Annotated in this window: 16 protein-coding genes; 12 read left to right on the forward strand and 4 right to left on the reverse strand. The window is 61.3% G+C overall.

Going from position 1 to position 18,147, the window contains the following annotated elements:
- Positions 1-58 precede the first annotated feature (58 nt).
- Positions 59-406, reverse strand: a complete 348-nt coding sequence (locus ET418_RS07615) for a hypothetical protein (RefSeq protein WP_149307006.1) — start codon at positions 404-406, stop codon at positions 59-61.
- 279 nt (positions 407-685) lie between these two features.
- Here ET418_RS07615 and ET418_RS07620 point away from each other — a divergent pair, with 279 nt between their 5' ends.
- The 11 genes from ET418_RS07620 (at position 686) to ET418_RS07670 (ending at position 14,211) form a co-directional block, all read left to right on the forward strand.
- Positions 686-1,108 carry a heavy-metal-associated domain-containing protein gene (locus ET418_RS07620; RefSeq protein ID WP_149307007.1) on the forward strand — a complete coding sequence of 141 codons (423 nt, stop codon included), beginning with the start codon at positions 686-688 and terminating at the stop codon, positions 1,106-1,108.
- A gap of 12 nt (positions 1,109-1,120) precedes the next feature.
- Positions 1,121-1,585: a DUF2318 domain-containing protein gene (locus tag ET418_RS07625; RefSeq protein ID WP_149307008.1), complete on the forward strand. Its 465-nt coding sequence runs from the start codon at positions 1,121-1,123 to the stop codon at positions 1,583-1,585.
- Positions 1,586-2,746 carry an ABC transporter permease gene (locus tag ET418_RS07630; protein ID WP_149307009.1) on the forward strand — a complete coding sequence of 387 codons (1,161 nt, stop codon included), beginning with the start codon at positions 1,586-1,588 and terminating at the stop codon, positions 2,744-2,746.
- A 146-nt stretch (positions 2,747-2,892) separates the two neighbouring features.
- Positions 2,893-3,558, forward strand: coding sequence for an ABC transporter ATP-binding protein (locus ET418_RS07635; RefSeq protein ID WP_149307010.1), 666 nt, complete (start codon positions 2,893-2,895; stop codon positions 3,556-3,558).
- A 65-nt stretch (positions 3,559-3,623) separates the two neighbouring features.
- Positions 3,624-4,712: a two-component system sensor histidine kinase NtrB gene (locus tag ET418_RS07640; protein ID WP_149307011.1), complete on the forward strand. Its 1,089-nt coding sequence runs from the start codon at positions 3,624-3,626 to the stop codon at positions 4,710-4,712.
- 140 nt (positions 4,713-4,852) lie between these two features.
- The gene (locus ET418_RS07645) at positions 4,853-5,701 is read left to right on the forward strand and encodes a BRO family protein (protein ID WP_149307012.1); all 849 of its coding nucleotides are present in this window, start codon (positions 4,853-4,855) and stop codon (positions 5,699-5,701) included.
- A gap of 17 nt (positions 5,702-5,718) precedes the next feature.
- Positions 5,719-7,083, forward strand: coding sequence for a sigma-54-dependent transcriptional regulator (locus tag ET418_RS07650; protein ID WP_149307013.1), 1,365 nt, complete (start codon positions 5,719-5,721; stop codon positions 7,081-7,083).
- Positions 7,084-7,424: 341 nt separating this feature from the next.
- Positions 7,425-8,732, forward strand: coding sequence for a TolC family protein (locus ET418_RS07655; RefSeq protein ID WP_149307014.1), 1,308 nt, complete (start codon positions 7,425-7,427; stop codon positions 8,730-8,732).
- Between the two features lie 150 nt (positions 8,733-8,882).
- Positions 8,883-10,286 (forward strand): efflux RND transporter periplasmic adaptor subunit, encoded by a 1,404-nt coding sequence (locus ET418_RS07660; RefSeq protein WP_149307015.1) that lies wholly within the window; start codon positions 8,883-8,885, stop codon positions 10,284-10,286.
- A 114-nt stretch (positions 10,287-10,400) separates the two neighbouring features.
- Positions 10,401-13,538, forward strand: coding sequence for an efflux RND transporter permease subunit (locus tag ET418_RS07665; protein WP_149307016.1), 3,138 nt, complete (start codon positions 10,401-10,403; stop codon positions 13,536-13,538).
- A 187-nt stretch (positions 13,539-13,725) separates the two neighbouring features.
- Positions 13,726-14,211, forward strand: coding sequence for a hypothetical protein (locus tag ET418_RS07670; RefSeq protein WP_149307017.1), 486 nt, complete (start codon positions 13,726-13,728; stop codon positions 14,209-14,211).
- Between the two features lie 91 nt (positions 14,212-14,302).
- Here ET418_RS07670 and lpxD read toward each other — a convergent pair whose 3' ends face one another.
- Positions 14,303-15,349 carry a UDP-3-O-(3-hydroxymyristoyl)glucosamine N-acyltransferase gene (gene lpxD, locus ET418_RS07675; protein ID WP_149307018.1) on the reverse strand — a complete coding sequence of 349 codons (1,047 nt, stop codon included), beginning with the start codon at positions 15,347-15,349 and terminating at the stop codon, positions 14,303-14,305.
- A 242-nt stretch (positions 15,350-15,591) separates the two neighbouring features.
- Between lpxD and sppA the strand changes: the two genes are divergently transcribed.
- On the forward strand, positions 15,592-16,548 hold the full coding sequence (gene sppA, locus ET418_RS07680; protein WP_149307019.1) for a signal peptide peptidase SppA: 957 nt from the start codon (positions 15,592-15,594) through the stop codon (positions 16,546-16,548).
- 73 nt (positions 16,549-16,621) lie between these two features.
- Here the strand turns inward: sppA and ET418_RS07685 are convergent, their stop codons facing one another.
- Together ET418_RS07685 and ET418_RS07690 are read right to left on the reverse strand one after the other, a co-directional pair.
- A complete protein-coding gene (locus ET418_RS07685) occupies positions 16,622-17,296 on the reverse strand; it encodes a type 1 glutamine amidotransferase (RefSeq protein ID WP_149307020.1) in 675 nt (224 codons plus the stop codon).
- Positions 17,297-17,307: 11 nt separating this feature from the next.
- Positions 17,308-18,123, reverse strand: coding sequence for a polysaccharide deacetylase family protein (locus tag ET418_RS07690; RefSeq protein ID WP_149307021.1), 816 nt, complete (start codon positions 18,121-18,123; stop codon positions 17,308-17,310).
- Between the last annotated feature and the right edge of the window lie 24 nt (positions 18,124-18,147).

The raw sequence follows: 18,147 nt of genomic DNA on the forward strand, positions 1-18,147 counted from the left end.
GGCTTGTCGATGCAGGGGGATGCCAAACAGGGGCGCAGCATCCCGACGGATGGCCGGATCAGGCGGTGCGGTTCTGCGGGGGCACGTAGATGGAGGGGTAGACCTGGGGCAGCTCCCCGCGGACTTCAGGGCAGCGCAGGAACGTAACCATCGGTGCATAGGCGACCGTGACGCGCTGGCCGAAGGGAGCGTGGCAGGGGCAACAGCAGGCGCTTTCGCAGCAATCCGCATGCTGCGTTCCCGAGCAGGGGCACGAGCCGCAGGGGGCCCCGTCACCGCTCCGCACGACCTGGGCCCCGGCAATGCAGGCCTCCGGGGCGTCGCAATGGGCAAAGGCCTTTACCGGCAGCAGCAGGTACAGGGCGATGACGATGATGGCAAATGGGTAATACACTGAATGGCGCATGGCTGGTTCACTTCGTATAGAATTCGGGCCGCCCTGTCAACGATTAATCGTCAGGCCCATCCTACCGCCTGTTTCGGCAGATCCCCGTGTGGGGAATATTCCACACACGCCTGGCGGATATTCCCCACACGCAAAATACATTCCAGCGCGGACAAGCCGAATATATAAACGATATTACAGCCATTTATGCAATATAACCACGCTGGCATGCTCCTTGAAAACAGGAAAACAACGTGGATCGGCCGGTGAAATGACCGTGCGCGACCGAATGGGGCGACTATGAAAAACAGAATCATCAATACGGCATTGGTCGTGACGGCGATCGTGTTCCTTGCCCTCCTGGCGGTACACGTCAGGGCCGGGGCGACCGCCGACTCGGTGGCGGTCCTGAAGACGACCGGCATGACGTGCGGAAGCTGCGCCGACAGGATTACAAAGACGCTGCGGAGTACCAAAGGCGTCGCCACGACCGAGGTGGACCTGGAAGGCGGTTGGGTCATTGTCGGCTACGACACCAAGGCGATCAAACCGGAGGTGTTGGCGGAGAACGTCAAAAAGGCCGGGTTCGCCAGCACGGTCGAGGAGGTCGTGACGCCGGAGCAGTACCGGCGGATCACCGGCAAGGACGTGGGCGCGAGCGTCGCCGGCAGACAAGGGTGTTGCGGGAACAGAGGCTGCGGGACAGGAACTATAACCAGGTAGGGGGAGCAGGGTATGCACATGAATTACACCAAAAAACTGGTTTGGGCAGGGATCATCATCGGGGCGCTGTTGATCGGCGCAGCAGGGGTGTTTGCCTTTTCCCTGGGCAAGTACGAAAAGATCAAGGCCAACAACGGCACGGTTTCCATCCCGGTCTCCCGCTTGAGTGGCGACAAGGTCCGTTTCTACCGTTTCGACGATGGGGGCAAGAGCATCGCCTTCTTCGTCGTCAAGGCGCCCGACGGCAGCTACCGCACCGCCTTTGACGCCTGCGACGTCTGTTACCGGGACAAGAAGGGGTACGAGCAGCAGGGGAACCAGATGCTCTGCAAGAACTGCAATAAGAAATTCGCCATCGACCGTATCGGTCCCAACTCGGGCGGAGGCTGCAATCCCTCCTTTCTCCCCCACCAGGTGAGCGGGGGCGCCATCACCATCAAGGCGGCCGATCTCAAGGCAGGGGCACGGTTCTTTTAGATGAAACTCCACACCATCGCCCTGAACAATCTCAAGCGCCGCAAGGCCAAGATGGCCTTTCTGACCATCGGTCTGATGGTGGGAATCGGGACCATCGTGACCCTGCTCACCCTCACCACGTCCATGTCCCGGGATATCGAACACAAGATGGACGAGTTCGGGGCCAACATCCTGGTGACCCCCCAGAGCAACGGCCTGGCCATGAACTACGGCGGCATCAGCCTGGGGGGCGTGACCTTCGACCAGCGGGAGATCCGCGAAGCCGACCTGGCCCGCATCGCGACCATCGCCAACCACCGCAACATCTCGGCCGTGAGCCCCAAGGTGCTGGGAAGCGTCCCCATCGGCGGGCACGATGTCCTCCTGGTGGGGGTCAATTTCGCCAGCGAATTGAAGATGAAACAGTGGTGGCGGATCTTCGGCGATGCCCCCAAAGGGGACAACGAACTGCTGCTGGGGAGCGACGCATCCAAGGCGCTCAACGCGGCTAGCGGGGACACGCTCCAGATCAAGGGTGAAGCCTTCAAGGTTGTCGGGGTGCTGGACCAGACCGGCTCCCAGGACGACTCGCTGGTCTTTGCGCCGCTCAGAAAGGCCCAGAAGCTGCTCGGCAAGGAAGGAAAGATCACCCTGGCCGAGGTGGCGGCCCTCTGTTCCGGGTGCCCCATCGGCGACATGGTCGTCCAGATTGCCGAAAAACTGCCCGACGCCAAGGTATCGGCCATCCAGCAGGTGGTGGAGGGACGCCTCAAGGCGCTGGACCACTTCAAGCGTTTCTCCTACGCCATGGCCGGCGTAGTGGTGTTCATCGGCTCCCTGATCGTCTTCGTCACCATGATGGGGAGCGTCAACGAGCGCACCACCGAGATCGGCGTCTTCCGCGCCATCGGCTTCAGGAAGAGCCACATCATGCGGATCATCCTGCTGGAGGCGGCCCTGGTCAGCCTGCTGGCCGGCCTTTTGGGGTACGGCGTCGGCATGGCTGGCGCCCGGTTGGCACTCCCCTTCATGGCGGAGGCCAAAGACGCCAAGCTGCTCTGGGATGCCTGGGTGGCGGGCGGCTCCATCGCCCTGGCCCTGGTGCTGGGCCTGCTGGCGAGCCTGTATCCGGCGCTGCATGCCAGCAGGATGGACCCCACCGAAGCATTACGTGCATTATGAGGCGGCCACTTTTCCGCAATCTCGGCGTCAGGCCTCGAGCCTCCTTGTGCGGCGTAGCGCTGCTACGCCTCCGCGTCGCCTCTCGCCTTCCTTGACCTTGCGAAAAATTGACCACCTCAGTAGAAGCAAAGCGGAGAATCTGTCGAATGCCACTCATTGAAATCAGCAACCTGACAAAACACTACACCAGCGGCGGCGAGACGGTCGAGGCGCTGCGCGGCGTGGACATCGCTATCGAGGCCGGGGAATTCATCACCGTCATGGGGCAGTCCGGCTCCGGCAAGAGCACCCTCCTCTCGGTGCTGGGGGGGATGAACCACCCCACATCGGGCGAGGTGGAGATGGCCGGGGTGAAGCTCTACCAGCTTCCCGGCGAGAAGTTGGCCGACTTCCGGGCCCAGAACCTGGGGTTCGTCTTCCAGTCCTTCCACCTGATCCCCTACCTGACAGCGCTGGAAAACGTCATGCTCCCCCTGGCCATCGTCAAGGCGAAGAACGCCCAGAAACAGGGCGCGGCCCGTCAGGCCCTGGAACGGGTCGGCCTGGGGGCCAAGGCCGGGCGGCTCCCCAACCAGCTCTCCGGGGGCGAGCAGGAACGGGTCGCCATCGCCCGGGCCATCGTCAACACGCCCCACATCCTGCTGGCCGACGAACCGACCGGCAACCTGGATTCCCGCACCAGCGACGAGGTCATGGCCCTGTTCCGGGAATTGAACGCCGCCGGCCAGACCATCGTGATGGTCACCCACAACCCGGACAACGGCAGGTACAGCGACCGGACCATCACCTTGAAGGATGGACGGGTAGTATAACTTACGAGCCCGAGAGAAACTGATTTGGGTTTAACTTTCCGAGAGGTTGCGCTATATAGGTACCCATGAAATCAACCATCCTGCGCACCGTACTTCTGGCCTTTTCCATCCTCGGCATCAGCCTGCTCCACTACCTGACCCCGCTGAACCTCCACTACCTGCACGACATCTTCCAGCGGTTCTACTACCTGCCGATCATCCTGGCGGCCCTCTGGTTCGGCTTCCGCGGCGGCCTGCTCTGCTCCCTGACGGTCAGCGTGGTGTACGCCCCCCACATCCTCTTCCAGTGGGGGGGCGGCTTGACCCTGGAGATGGAGAAGTACCTGGAAATCGTCATGTATAACGTGGTGGGAGGCGTCACGGGACTCCTGGCGCAGCGGGAACGCGCCCGAAGCTCTGAGTTGCAGAAAACCGCCCAGGGGCTGGAGGAATCCTACAACAAGCTGCAAACCCAGTCGGAACGGATCATGACCATCGAGGAGCAGTTGCGTCGGGCGGAACGGCTCTCCACCCTGGGGGAAATGGCGGCGGTGCTGGCCCACGAGATCAGGAACCCCTTAGGCTCGATCCGCGGCACGGCCGAGATCCTGCGGGACGACTACCAGCCCGGCGACCCCAAGCACGAGTTTATCGAGATCCAGATCAAGGAGACCGAGCGGCTCAACCGGGTGGTGGAGGAGTTCCTGCGCATGGCCCGCCCCCAGCCGACGGAGATGGTACGCTGCTCCCTGCGGGAAGAGTTGGAGACCATCGTCACCCTCACCACCAACGACGCCAAGGCCCGCAAGATCAAGCTCTCCCTGGAGCCGCCCGCAGGCGACCTCTTCGTCAGCGCCGACGGCGAAAAGCTGCGCCAGGCGTTCCTGAATATCGTCATCAACGCCCTCCAGGCCACGCCGGAGGGCGGCAGTGTGACCATCGCCACCCGACAGGCCGACGGGAACCACGAGATCCGCTTCAGCGACAGCGGCCCAGGGATCGAGGCCAGTGCCCTGGCCAGGGTCTTCGAACCGTTCTTCACCACCAAGCCGGACGGCACCGGCCTGGGGCTGGCCATCACGAAGAAGATCATCGAGGCCCATGGCGGCACGCTGGAGGTGGAAAGCCAAACCGGCACGGGGACGACGGTCATTGTCAGGTTGCCGGTGATATAGGAATTCCTTGCTCTCGTTACAAAGTGCCTGTCTGGTAACGTGGACAAAGGTATGAAGTGCTGAATGTTCTCTTGGAAAAGCCGGATTACATAGTCGTTGATGAAGAAGCACGATCAAGGCACAGCCATGCGAGGTCGATCATGAGCAACAAGCCTGCAATTTTTGAAGATTACAAAATCCGCAGAATCTACGACGAACAGACAGAGACTTGGTTTTTCTCCGTAGTGGACATTATCCAGGCACTACTGCAACAGCCTGATTTCCAGGCGGCCAGGAACTACTGGAAGGTGTTGAAAAATCGTCTGAACAAAGAAGGAAGTGAAACGGTTACAAAATGTAACCAGTTGAAAATGCCTGCCGAAGACGGGAAGATGCGGCTAACCGACGCTGCCAGCCCGGAAACGCTCCTGCGCCTGATCCAGTCCGTCCCCAGCCCCAAGGCGGAGCCGATCAAGATATGGTTGGCCAGGGTCGGTTACGAGCGTATGCAGGATATGGCCGACCCCTCACGTTCGCTTGACCGGGCCAGGGAGTACTGGCAACAACATGGCAGAAGTGAAAAATGGATTCAGCAGCGGATGATGGGACAGGAAACCCGCAACAAGCTGACTGACTATTGGAAAGAGCATGACATAAGGAAAGAATCCGAGTTTGCCATCCTGACCAACATCATCCATCATGAGTGGTCGGGATTGACCGTGCAGGCGCACAAGGAGGCAAAGGGGCTAAAAACTCAGAACTTGCGTGACCATATGAGCGAGGCGGAGTTGATCTTTACCGCCTTGGCGGAACTCTCCACTCGCCAGATTGCCGAATCGACTGAAGCCACCGGTATGGATGAAAATAAGATTGCCAGCAAAAAAGGCGGAGGCATCGCCAAAAAAGCGCGTTTGGAGTTGGAGCAAAAGACCGGCAGGCGTATTGTGACCGGGGAAAATTATCTGCCGCCGGAGGCTATTGCTATTGAGGATAAAACGAATAAAAAATGATGACCAAGAGGACCACCATGAAACCTAAAATCCTCATCATCGACGACGACACCTCCCTCCGGCGGGTGCTGGAATACAACCTCCAGGAGGCTGGCTACCAGGTGGTGGCCGCGGCCAGCGGCGAGGAGGGGCTGCGCCTGTTCGCCGATGAAGCGCCCGCCCTGGTCATCACCGACATGAAGATGCCCGGCATGGACGGGCTTCAGGTGTTGAAGGCCGTCAAGGAGCGCTCGCCCGAGACCCTGGTGATGATCATCACCGCCTTCGGCACCGTGGACATCGCCGTGGAGGCCATGAAACTGGGGGCCTACGACTACATCACCAAGCCCTTCAACCGGGACGAACTCCGGCTGACCGTGGGCAAGGCGCTGCAATTCACCGGCCTGGCCGCCGAGAACAAGCGCCTGAAGAATCAACTAGCCGACCAATCCGACTTCCGCACCATCGTGGGGGCTTCGCGCCAGATGGAACAGGTCTTCGACATCGTGCGCAAGGTGGCGGACAGCGAGGCGGCGGTGCTCATCACCGGCGAATCGGGCACCGGCAAGGAATTGGTGGCCCGCTCGATCCATACCCACAGCGGACGCTGGGACGCCCCCTTCGTGGCCATCAACTGCGCCGCCATCCCACGCGACCTGCTGGAGAGCGAACTGTTCGGCCACGTCAAGGGCGCCTTCACCGGGGCGGTAAAGGACAAGACCGGCAGGTTCCAACTGGCCGAGGGGGGCACTCTCTTCCTGGACGAGGTGGGCGAACTGCCGCTGGAGTTACAGCCCAAGCTGCTCCGGGCCTTGCAGGAGCGGGTCGTGGAGCCGGTGGGGGGGACCAAGGCCCACAAACTGGATGTGCGCCTGGTGGCCGCCACCAACCTGGACATGGAAAAGGCGCTGGCCGAGGGGACCTTCAGGGAGGACCTGTACTACCGGCTGTCGGTCATCCCGATCCACCTCCCCCCCCTGCGGGAGCGGCCGGACGACATACCGCTCCTGCTCCGCTACTTCTGCGCCAAGCACGGCTGTCCCCAGGTCAACTTCGACCGCCAGGCCCTGGATACGCTGGTGAACTACGGCTGGCCCGGCAATGTGCGGGAACTGGAGAACACGGTGGAACGCCTGCTGATCATGCGCAACGGGGACACCATCACCCTGGAGGAGTTGCCGGACAAGATCCGCTCCGGGAACGGCGCGGCGCCTGGGACGACGGCGGTATTCAACCTCCCCCCCGAGGGGTATTCCCTAGAACAGTTGGAGCACGAGGTGGTGGTGGCCGCCCTGGAGCGCAACAACTGGAACCAGACCGCCGCGGCGCGTTTCCTGCGCATCCCCCGTCATACCCTCATCTACCGCATGGAGAAATACGGCATCGTTTCCCCGGAAAAATAAACATCTGCCACAGAGACACGGAGGTTCACAGAGAAAGGCAAAACGAGGTGGAAAGCAAAAAACTTTTGAATTTCAGCCCGTGGTTTTACTCTAAAAAATATTGGTTTTCTCTCTTTTGCCTTTCCTCTGTGTCTCCGTGTCTCTGTGGCAGATTGATCTTTTGTGATTTGCCCTTTCACTATCTGAAGAATATGCTCCCCCCCTGTAGGATATTCCACAGCCTTTCACCTCCTTCTCACTGTACATTCCAAGCAATCGCTGTATAATCGCCACATTGCATCGTTGGCACACCCCTTGAAATAGATTGATGCATGACCACGAAACCAACACCGAGGCACCCTATGAAAACCCGCGTCGTTTTTCTTGCCCTGCTCGTCACCGCCATGCTTCCGGCAGGCTTCAGCCGCGCGGCTGAGACCAAACCGACGGAAAATCTCGCTGAACTGGTAAAAACCGCCCTGACGAACAACCCCGAGGTCACGGCCTCCGGGGCGCACCTCAGGATGCTTGAAAACAAAGCCAAACAGGCCGGGAGCCTGGAAGACCCCATGCTGATGCTGAAGATCCAGAACGGCGTCGTCAGCGATCCCCTCAACTTCAGGCGCGACAGCATGACCCAGAAGGTCGTGGGCATCAGCCAGCAACTCCCCTGGTTCGGCAAACGCGGCCTCAAAAGCGACGTGGCGCAGCGCGACGCCGAGGCCTCCCACTGGAACCGGGAAGAGCGCATCCTGGACATCGTCCGGGGGGTCAAGGAAACCTACTACCAGATCTATTTCACCGACAAATCCCTGGAGATCCTGGCCAAGAACAGCCGTATCCTGGACGACTTCATCACCATCGCCCAAAACCGCTATGCAGTGGGCCAGGGGGTTCAGCAGGACATCTTCAAGGCCCAGCTGGAAAAATCAAAGCTGCTCGACATGAAAATCACCCTGGAGCAGCAGCGGCGCGGCCTGGAGATCCGGCTGAACAGCCTGCTCTACCGCCCGGTGAACACCCCTGTCGGCGCCATCCCCGACCCGCAGATCGCTCCCTTCAATCACGGCGACGCGGAACTGCTGGAACAGGCCGAGCAAAACCGCCCGCTCCTGAAGGGGATGCAGGCCCAGATCGGCAAGACCCAAGCCGCCCAGGCCCTGGCCCGCAAGGAATTCTTTCCCGATTTCACCGTTTCCTTCGAGTACATGCAGCGGGAACCGGCCATGGGGAGCGACGGCTCGGACATGTACGGTCTGGGCGTCACCTTCAACCTGCCGGTGCAGCGGGAACGGCGCCACGCCATGCTGGCCGAGTCGGCCTCGGAACAGGCCATGTCCACGGCCGAGTTGAACGACGCCAAAAACGGCATCCGCAGCGCCATCGCCGACCTGATCTCCCAGATGGAGCGGCGCCGGAAGCTGGCCGAACTGTACAAGGGGGGGATCATCCCCCAGGCCGAGCAGGCCCTGGAATCGGCGGTCATCGCCTACCGGGTGGGCAAGGTGGATTTCCTGGCCCTTCTGGACAGCCGGCTGACGCTCTTCAACTACGAGCGGGACTACTACGACTCCCTGGCCGATTACCAGATCAGGCTGGCCCAGTTGGAGGCCACGGTGGGGGCCGACCTGGAAAACGGCAGCACTACGGTGAATCACGACCATCACTGACAGGTTGTTCAAAAATAGTCAGATCGTCGCACCCGCGAGACAAGCCCCGAGGAGGCGTAGCAGCGCTACGCCGCACGAAAGGGCATTCGAGGACGAAGGCCTGATGGCTGTTTTTCAACAACCTGCAAATTACGAGGAAAGGTGCTCCACATGGCCTTAAACAAGAAGATAACCATCCCCCTGACCATCCTGGTCCTGGCCATCGTCGTCGCCAGTTGGCTCTACAAGAGCGGCAAGCTGAGCAAGGTGAGCGGCTGGACCAAAAGCGACGGCGCCGCCAAGCAGGAGATGAGCGCCAAACCGCTCTGGACCTGCCCCATGCATCCTTTCATCATCAAGGACAAACCGGGGGCCTGCCCGATCTGCGGCATGGAACTGATCAAGAAACTCAACGACGCCCAGGCAACCACCACCCAGACCGCAGCGCAGAAGCAGCAGGCCGACATGCTCGGCCATGTCTCCCTTTCGCCGACCCAGCGGGTGATGGCCAATGTGGCCACGGTGGAGGTGAAGCAGGAGGACCTGAACAGGGAGATCAACGCCGTGGGCATCGTGCAGTACGACCAGTCGCGCCAGGCCAAGGTCACGGCCTGGATCGCCGGGCGCATCGACAAGCTCCACGTCAATGCGGTCGGTGCCTATGTCGGCAGGAACAGGCCGGTGGCCGAGGTCTATTCCCCGGATCTCCTGGCCTCCCAGCAGGAATACCTGCTGGCGGTGAAAAGCCGCGACCAGTTGAAGAACTCGCCCATCCCCTCCATCTCCCAGAACGGTGATGGGCTGGTGCAGTCGGCCAAGCAGCGCCTGATGCTGTTCGGGGTCAAGGAGAGCCAGATCGCCGCGCTGGAACGGGCCGGCAAGCCCAACATCCGCCTGCCGATCTACACGCCCCTGTCGGGGGTGGTCATCGAAAAGCTGGTCCAGCAGGGGCAGTACGTCAACACGGGCGACGTGCTGTTCAACATCGCCGACCTCTCCCGGGTATGGGTCGAGATCGAGGTGTACGAAAACGAATTCCCCAACATCAAGATCGGGCAGCGGGTGGAGATCCAGTCCCAATCCTTCCCCGGCAAGCCCTTCAGCGGCAGAATCGCCTTCATCTACCCCTTCCTCGACCCCAAGACCAGGACGGTCAAGGCGCGGGTGGAGATGGCCAACCCCGGCATGAAGCTCAAGCCCGATATGTTCGTGCGGGCGTCGATCAAGATAGGGCTGGGCAAGGCCATCGTCGTGCCGGTCACGGCGGTGATGGATACGGGCAAGCGCCAGGTGGCCTGGGTCGAGACCTCCCCCGGCATGTTCGAACCGCGTGCAGTGCAACTCGGCCAGCGCACCGACGACAAGGTGCAGATTCTCTCCGGCCTGAAATCCGGGGACAAGGTGGCGGTCTCCGGCGCCTACCTCATCGACTCGGAATCCCAGCTCAAGGGTGGCGGCGGTCATGAAACCATGCCCGGCATGAAGATGGACGACAAGAAACCGGCACCGGTTGCACCGACGGCACCGGCACCTGCCAAGAAGGATTCGCTGAAGATGGATGATATGAAGATGTAGCCTGACCACCCCCCAGCCCCCTCCTTATCAAGGAGGGGGAGCGCAAAAATCCCCACGAGACCTCTCCCCTCCTAGATTAGGAGGGGCCGGGGGTGGTTGAAAGGTTTTCGCCCCATGATCGAAAAAATCATCGAATACTCCGCCAGGAACCGCGTCATCGTCCTGATGATCTTTGCCCTGATCGTAGCCGCCGGGATCTGGTCGGCCTACAAGACCCCGGTGGACGCCATCCCGGACCTGTCGGACAACCAGGTGATCGTGTTCACCGACTACCCCGGCCGTTCGCCCCAGGTGGTGGAGGATCAGGTCACCTATCCTTTGGCGGTCAACCTGCAGGGGTTGCCCCAGGTCAAGGCCGTGCGCGCCTCGTCGGCCTTCGGCTTCTCCATGATCTACGTGATCTTCGAGGACAAGGCGGACATCTACTGGGCCCGTACCCGGGTCCTGGAGCGGCTCAACTACGCCGCCTCCCTGCTCCCCCCCGGTGTGGTGCCGACCCTGGGCCCGGACGGTACCGGGGTGGGGCATGTGTTCTGGTACACCATCGAGGGTAAGGGGTATGACCTGGAGCAGTTGCGCACCTTGCAGGACTGGTTCGTGCGCTACCAGCTGAACACCGTCCAGGGGGTGGCCGAGGTGGCCTCCATCGGCGGCTATGTGCGGGAGTACCAGATCGACCTGGACCCCAACAAGCTGTTCGCCTACAACATGAAGGTGGGCAAGGTGATGGAGGCGGTCAAGGCCTCCAACAAGGACGTGGGGGGAAGGCTGATCGAACAGGCCGACGCCGAGTACCTGATCCGGGGGCGGGGCTATGTCCAGTCCAAGGCCGACCTGGAGAACATCGTGGTGGGTGCCGACATGCGCGGCACGCCGATCTACGTCAAAAACCTAGGCACGGTCCAGATGGGGGGCGCCATCCGGCGCGGCATGCTGGACATGAACGGCGAGGGGGAAGCCGTGGGCGGCATCGTGGTCATGCGCTACGGCGAGAACGCCAAGGATGTCATCGACCGGGTCAAGGTCAAGATCAAGGATCTGGAGAAGGGGCTGCCGCCGGGTGTGAAGATTGCGGTTTCCTATGACCGCTCCGACCTGATCGAACGGGCCATCGATACCCTGAAACATAACCTGCTGGAGGAATCGGTCGTCGTCTCCCTGGTGATCCTGGTGTTCCTGCTCCACTTCCAGAGCGCCCTGGTGATCGTGCTGACCCTGCCGATCTCGGTTCTGATCGCCTTTATCACCATGAAGCTCATGGGGGTCTCCTCCAACATCATGTCCCTGGGAGGGATCGCCATCGCCATCGGCGTCCTGGTGGATGCCGGGGTGATCATGGTGGAGAACTGCTACCGCCACCTGTCGGAGATGCCCCCGGAGGAGCGGGCCGGGAAACGTCTTGAGGTCGTCATAGCCTCGGCCAAGCAGGTGGGGAGGGCAATCTTCTTCTCCCTGGCGATCATCGTGCTCTCCTTTGTGCCGGTCTTCCTGCTGGAGGGACAGGAGGGAAAGATGTTCCACCCCCTGGCCTTCACCAAGACCTTCTCCATGATGGGTTCGGCCATGATCGCCATCACCCTGGTGCCGGTGCTGATGTACTACTTCATGCGGGGCAAGATGCCTCCCGAGAGCGCCAACCCGGTCTCCACCTTCTTCATCAAGCTCTACTCGCCGGTGATCCGTTGGGTGCTGAAATGGAAGAAGACCACCATCGCCCTCAACCTGGTGGCGCTGGGGATCGCCATTCCCCTGTTCATGCATCTGGGGAGCGAGTTCATGCCGCCTTTGGATGAGGGGTCGTTGCTCTACATGCCGGTAACCCTGCCCAACGTCTCCATCACCGAGGCCAAGCGTATCATCCAGGTACAGGATACGATCATAAAGAGCGTGCCCGAGGTGCAGCACGTCCTGGGCAAGGTCGGCCGCGCCGAGACCTCCACCGACCCGGCGCCGGTCTCCATGTTCGAGAGCATTATCATCCTCAAGCCCAAGGAACAGTGGCGGCCGGGTATCAAAAAGGCCGACATCGTGGCGGAACTGGACGGCAAGCTCCAGCAGATCGGCGTGCGCAACGGCTGGACCCAGCCGATTATCAACCGCATCAACATGCTCTCCACCGGGGTGCGCACCGACCTGGGGGTCAAGATCTTCGGCTCCGACCTGAACGTGCTGAAAGATCTGGCCGTGCAGGCCGAGGCGATCCTCAAGCCGATCCCCGGAGCGGCCGATGTGGTGGCCGAGCGGGTTACCGGCGGCAATTACATCGACATCGACATCGACCGCGAGGCGGCCGCCCGTTACGGCGTCAACGTGTCCGATGTCCAGGACGTGATCGAGACCGCCCTGGGGGGCGCGACCCTCTCCACCACGGTTGAGGGGAGAAACCGCTTCCCCATCCGCATCCGCTACGAACGGGACTACCGGGACAGCATCCCGGCCATCCGCCAGATCCTGGTAGGGAGCGCCGACGGCGCCCAGGTCCCCCTGGCCATGGTGACCAAACTCAAGGTTTCCACCGGCGCGCCGGAAATCAACAGTGAGGGAGGCCTGTTGCGTTCGCTGGTCTTTCTCAACGTGCGTGGCAGGGACATGGGCGGGTTCGTCAACGAGGCCAAGCAGGTATTGGAAAAGAACCTCAAGCTGCCTGCCGGCTATTACGTGGCCTGGTCCGGGCAGTGGGAGAACCAGGTGCGGGCCAAGGCGCGTCTTCAGGTGCTGATACCGATGGGGATGGTTATCATCTTCATCCTGCTCTACTTCACCTTCCACTCGGCCCTGGAGGCCAGCATGGTCATGCTCTCGGTCCCCTTCGCCCTGGTTGGGGGCGTCTACCTGGTGTCTGCCCTGGGGTACAATATGTCGGTGGCGGTGTGGGTCGGCTTCATCGCCCTGTACGGCATTGCCGTGGAGACCGGGGTGGTGATGGTCATCTACCTGCACGAAGCGTTGGACAAGAAGCTGATCAATGGGCCATGCACCGAACAGGACATCTACGACGCCACCTTCGAGGGTGCCGTGCTCCGCCTGCGGCCCAAGCTCATGACCGTTGCCGTCGCCCTCCTGGGCCTGGTACCGATCATGTGGTCCACCGGCACCGGGGCCGACGTGATGAAACCGATCGCCGCCCCGATGATCGGCGGCATGCTCTCCTCGGCGGTGCATGTGCTGATCATGACGCCGGTGATCTTCGTGCTCATGAAAAAGCGGGAGCTTCGGAAGGGGACTCTCAAGTACAGCGGGATGAAACACTGAATCATAATCTGCCACAGAGACACAGAGACACGGAGAAAGGCAGGAGCAAGACAGGCAAACGAAACAACGACTTTAATATCGATTATTCTGTCTGGTTTTTCTCTGTGAACCTCTGTGTCTCCGTGTCTCTGTGGCAGACGTTGATCTTTAAGCAGCAATAACCTCGTACGTGAAAAGGAGAACAACGATGAAAAAGCAACTACTGATGATCGCAGCAGCAACACTGGCCCTCTCGGCCCCGGCGGCCTTTGCGGCCGACCATGAAGGGCATGACCACGGCTCCATGGACATGGGGCATGGCGACCATTCCATGATGGAGATGGGTAATGCGGCTCACCAGGAGGTGATCGACGGGGTCAAGGCAACCTTCAAGGTCATGAGCATGAAGGAACATATGAAGGGGATGGATATGCCCAAGGGGATGAAGGAAACCCACCATCTCATGGTCGAGTTCAAGGATGCCAAGAGTGGCAAGGCCCTGACCACCGGCGAGGTCAAGGCCAAGGTAATCGGGCCGAACAAGGCCGAGCAGACCAAGGACCTGATGGGCATGCAGGGGCATTTCGGCGCCGACTTCGACCTCTCCAAGAAGGGGAAATACGGCGTCATGTGCAAGTTCAAGCTGACGGACGGCAAGGTGCGCAGCGCCAAGTTCTGGTACACGGTAAAATAGGGCCGACGCGGACAGACGCCCCAAAAAGAACAGGCAGTCGATGTATTGCACATCGACTGCCTGTTTTTTCTTTCAGAATACCGGCGTGGGCCTAATCTATGGCAATGGCAGGTTCCAGCCGTTCTTCTACCCTCGCCATGCGGCTTCCCAGCCTGGCGAGGGTCTTGCGCATCTCCGGCAGATAGGGGAAGATGGCGGCGGACTTGAGTCGCGCCTGGTGAGGCATTGCCGGGGTGCCGCTCAATACGGCCCCTGCCGCCACGTTGCCGAATACGCCCGACTGACCGGAGATCATGGCGTTGTCGCCGATCACGGTATGATCGACGATCGCCACCTGACCGCCGAGGGTGACGTGCCTGCCCAACCGGGAGCTCCCGGCTATGCCCGCCTGGGCGACGATGATGCAATCCTCGCCGATATCGCAGTTGTGCGCCACCTGCACCAGGTTATCGATCTTGGTGCCGCGCCCGATACGGGTGGTCTCCAGGGCGGCCCGGTCAACGGTCGCATTGGCGCCGATCTCCACGTCGTCCTCGATGACCACGTTGCCGATCTGCGGGATCTTGAACCACCCCTTCCCGTTGGGGGCATACCCGAAACCGTCGCCGCCGATGACGGTGCCGTTGTGGATGGTAACGCGGCTCCCGAGACGGCACCCCTCGCGCACGGATACGCCGGAATGCAGGGTCACGTCATCCCCCAGCACCACCCCCTCGTAGAGCGATACATTCCCGTGGATGGTCACCCGGTCGCCGATCCGCACCCCGTCGGCGATGCAGGCGCCGGGGTAGATGGAGGCATCTTTGCCGATAACCACGTCCCGGCCCACAAAGGCCCCCGCCATGACCCCCTTGGCGCTGCGCGGCCGGGAGGTGAAGAGCGTCAGCAGCTTGGCGAATGCCAGATAGGGGTTGTCCACCACGATGGCATTGCGGCCGAACGTCTCTGCCGTGGGAGGCATGACGATCGCCGCGGCGCGGGTCGTCCCGACCTTGGCGCCATAGCGGGGGTTGGCCAGGAAGGTGATCTGCCCCTCCACCGCGTTGTCCAGCGTCCCAAGCCCCGTGATGACGGCAGCGGGATCGCCCTTAACCTGGCCGCCGAGATACTCGGCCAGTTCCTGCAGGGTTTTACTCACGTCACATTCCGTTCCCGGCGAAGACGATGAGAGGAGTCCGCCACGTTTATTTGATGGTGCTGCACGTACTAGAGTACCATAGCACAGAGCGGCCATCCTGTAATTGCCTTTACGTGTTACAATTAAGGAAATATGAATGAACACTGCCAAAGGTCCTGAACGCCGGCACGAAATCATCTCTTGAATCGAAACCAATCGCTGCTATCATAGGGCAATCATGCTGTCCCATCGGGAGGTCTTGTATGCGTTGTGCCGTACTGCCGTTTTTCCTGCTGCTGGCGCTGCTCCCCGGCTGCGCCTTTGTCAATGTGCCGCTGATCCCGCCCCCCAGTCCCCTGGCCGAACAGGTCCTTGAGGGGGATGGGACCAAAAAAATCCTGCTGCTGGATATCAGCGGCACCATCTCGGAGCAGGAGAAGCCGGGCGGCTTGCTGGGACGCGCCACCCCCTCCCTGGTGTCCCTGGTCCGCGAGTCGCTGCACAAGGCGGAACAGGACAAGGCGATCGCCGGGGTCATCCTGCGCATCAACTCGCCCGGCGGCACCGTGACCGCCAGCGATATCATCCGCCATGACATCACGGTGTTCAAGAAGCGCCGGAACGTCCCGGTGCTGGCATGCATCGTGGCCACCGGCGCCTCAGGCGGCTATTACGTGGCCACGGCGGCCGACGAGATCACGGCGCACCCCACGGCCATCACCGGCAGCATCGGCGTGATTCTCATGAAGTTCAACGTGGAGGGGCTTATGGGCAAGATCGGGGTGGAGGAGCAGACCGTCAAGTCCGGGGACAAGAAGGATATCATGTCACCCTTCCGCAAGGCCACGCCGGAAGAGGTGAAGCTGGGGCAGGAGATCATCGACCAGCTCTACGGGCGCTTTCTGGATGTGATCATGGAGCGGCCCAAGAACAGCCTGACGCGGGATGAACTGCGCAAGCTGGCTGACGGGCGGATCTATACCGCGAGCCAGGCGCTGGCAGCGAAACTGATCGACCGGATCGGCTACCTGGATGACGTCATCGCCCAGATTCGCACGACCGTGGGTGACGGGAAGGCGCGGGTGGTGAGCTATTACCGCCCCGGCAGCTACAAGGGGAGTATCTATGCCGGCGCGGCCGAGAAGGAAGGGCTGGCAGAGGCGCTGAGCGGCTTTGATGCCATTGGGAGCAGTAGTTTCATGTATTTGTGGCGGCCGTAGGGATCAATGGGACTTATGGGACCCATAGGACGTATAAGTCTTATACGTCCTATAGGTCCCATGAAAGGCAGATTCAGGCCGCCCCCACGAAATTTTCCAGCAGGCACCTTGCAGTTGCACCATAGCTTGTCTCGGCCCGCCAGGCAGCCACCAGTTCATCGGCGCGCCCCCGGGTGGCCGGGTCCCAGGCGCACCAGGCGCGGATGATCTCTTCGGTCACCTCGGGATGGAACTGGGTGCCCCAGGCGCACGGCCCGATACGGAAAGCCTGGTGCGGGCAGGCCGGGGAAGCGGCCAACAGGACCGCCCCGGTGGGAAGATCGAAACTGTCGTGATGCCACTGGAAGGTGCCGAGCCGGGGATCAAGCCCCGTAAAGAGCCGGTCCTCCTGCCCCGCCGCCGTAAGTTCCACCTCCAGCGTCCCCAACTCCTCCCAGCGGTTGGAGATGACCTTCCCCCCCATGGCCGCCGCCAGCAGTTGCCCCCCCAGGCAGATCCCCAGATAAGGGATGCGGCGGGCCACCACCTCCCGGATGAAGCCCTTTACCTGGATAAGAAAAGGATGGCGCTGGTCGTCGTTGGCGCACATGGCGCCCCCCAGGACGATCACCCCCCGGGTATCCTCCGGCGCGGGTAACGGTTCGTTGCGGTAGGCGTGACAGACCTTGGCCGTGATACCCATAGCCTGAAAGTGTTCAGTGATGTTGCCCGGCGGGACCTCCGGGTCGTTCTGGATGAGGTGGAACATGTACGTAACCTTTATTTAAGTGGATAGTCGGACATGCGGACGAAGTGGAAACCGCGGCGCAGCAACTCCGGGACAGCAGCCATGATCCCCGCCCCGGTGCCGCTTTCCGGGTGGTTCATATGGCAGATGATGATGTCCCCGGGGACGGCCTTCACCAGCGCCGCCGTAACCTTGGGGGCGCTGTAGGTCGCCCCGGCATCCCCAAGGATGCTGAAACCGGCCACCTCATGCCCTAGGGCGCCTGCGACCTCCACCGCCACCTCGTCGTAATAGGCCGTACCGGAGCGGTAGAGCCGGGGCCGCTTTCCGGTGATCGCCTCGATCTTCCGGGCGTTCCGTTCGATCTCCTCCACCAGCTCTTTTGCATCCTTCGTGCCCTTGATACCGTACACCGACCGGCCGATCACCGAGGCCGGTTTGTGCCACATGCCGTGGTTTGCTATCTCGAACAGCGGGTTGGCGGCCAGGCGTTTGAACAGTTCGGGGTTGGCGTCGATCCAGCGGGCGTTGATGAAAAGGGTGGCAGGTATCCGCTCCTGCGCCAAAAAATTCATCAGCGTGGCATCGACCCCGTTGCCTTTCCCGCTGCCGCAGGCGTCCAGGGTCAGGGCCACCACCTTGTCCCGCGTATCCAGACGGGTGCGCACGCCGCTGACCGTCTCGCCCCACTGGAGCGGCTTGCGGCCGGAGAAGCGGGCACTCACCTCCTGTTTCAAGGCATCCAGGGGAGGAGCGGGCTCCGTTGCCCACACCGGTACGGCCGACAGCAGCAGAACCGATAGGGCCGGATAAACCACCCTGATCTTTCCGAACAATAATCCCAACATGATACCCCCTTGTTTCATTAATCC

This window comes from Oryzomonas rubra (assembly GCF_008369015.1).
Classification (GTDB): Bacteria; Desulfobacterota; Desulfuromonadia; order Geobacterales; family Pseudopelobacteraceae; genus Oryzomonas; species Oryzomonas japonica.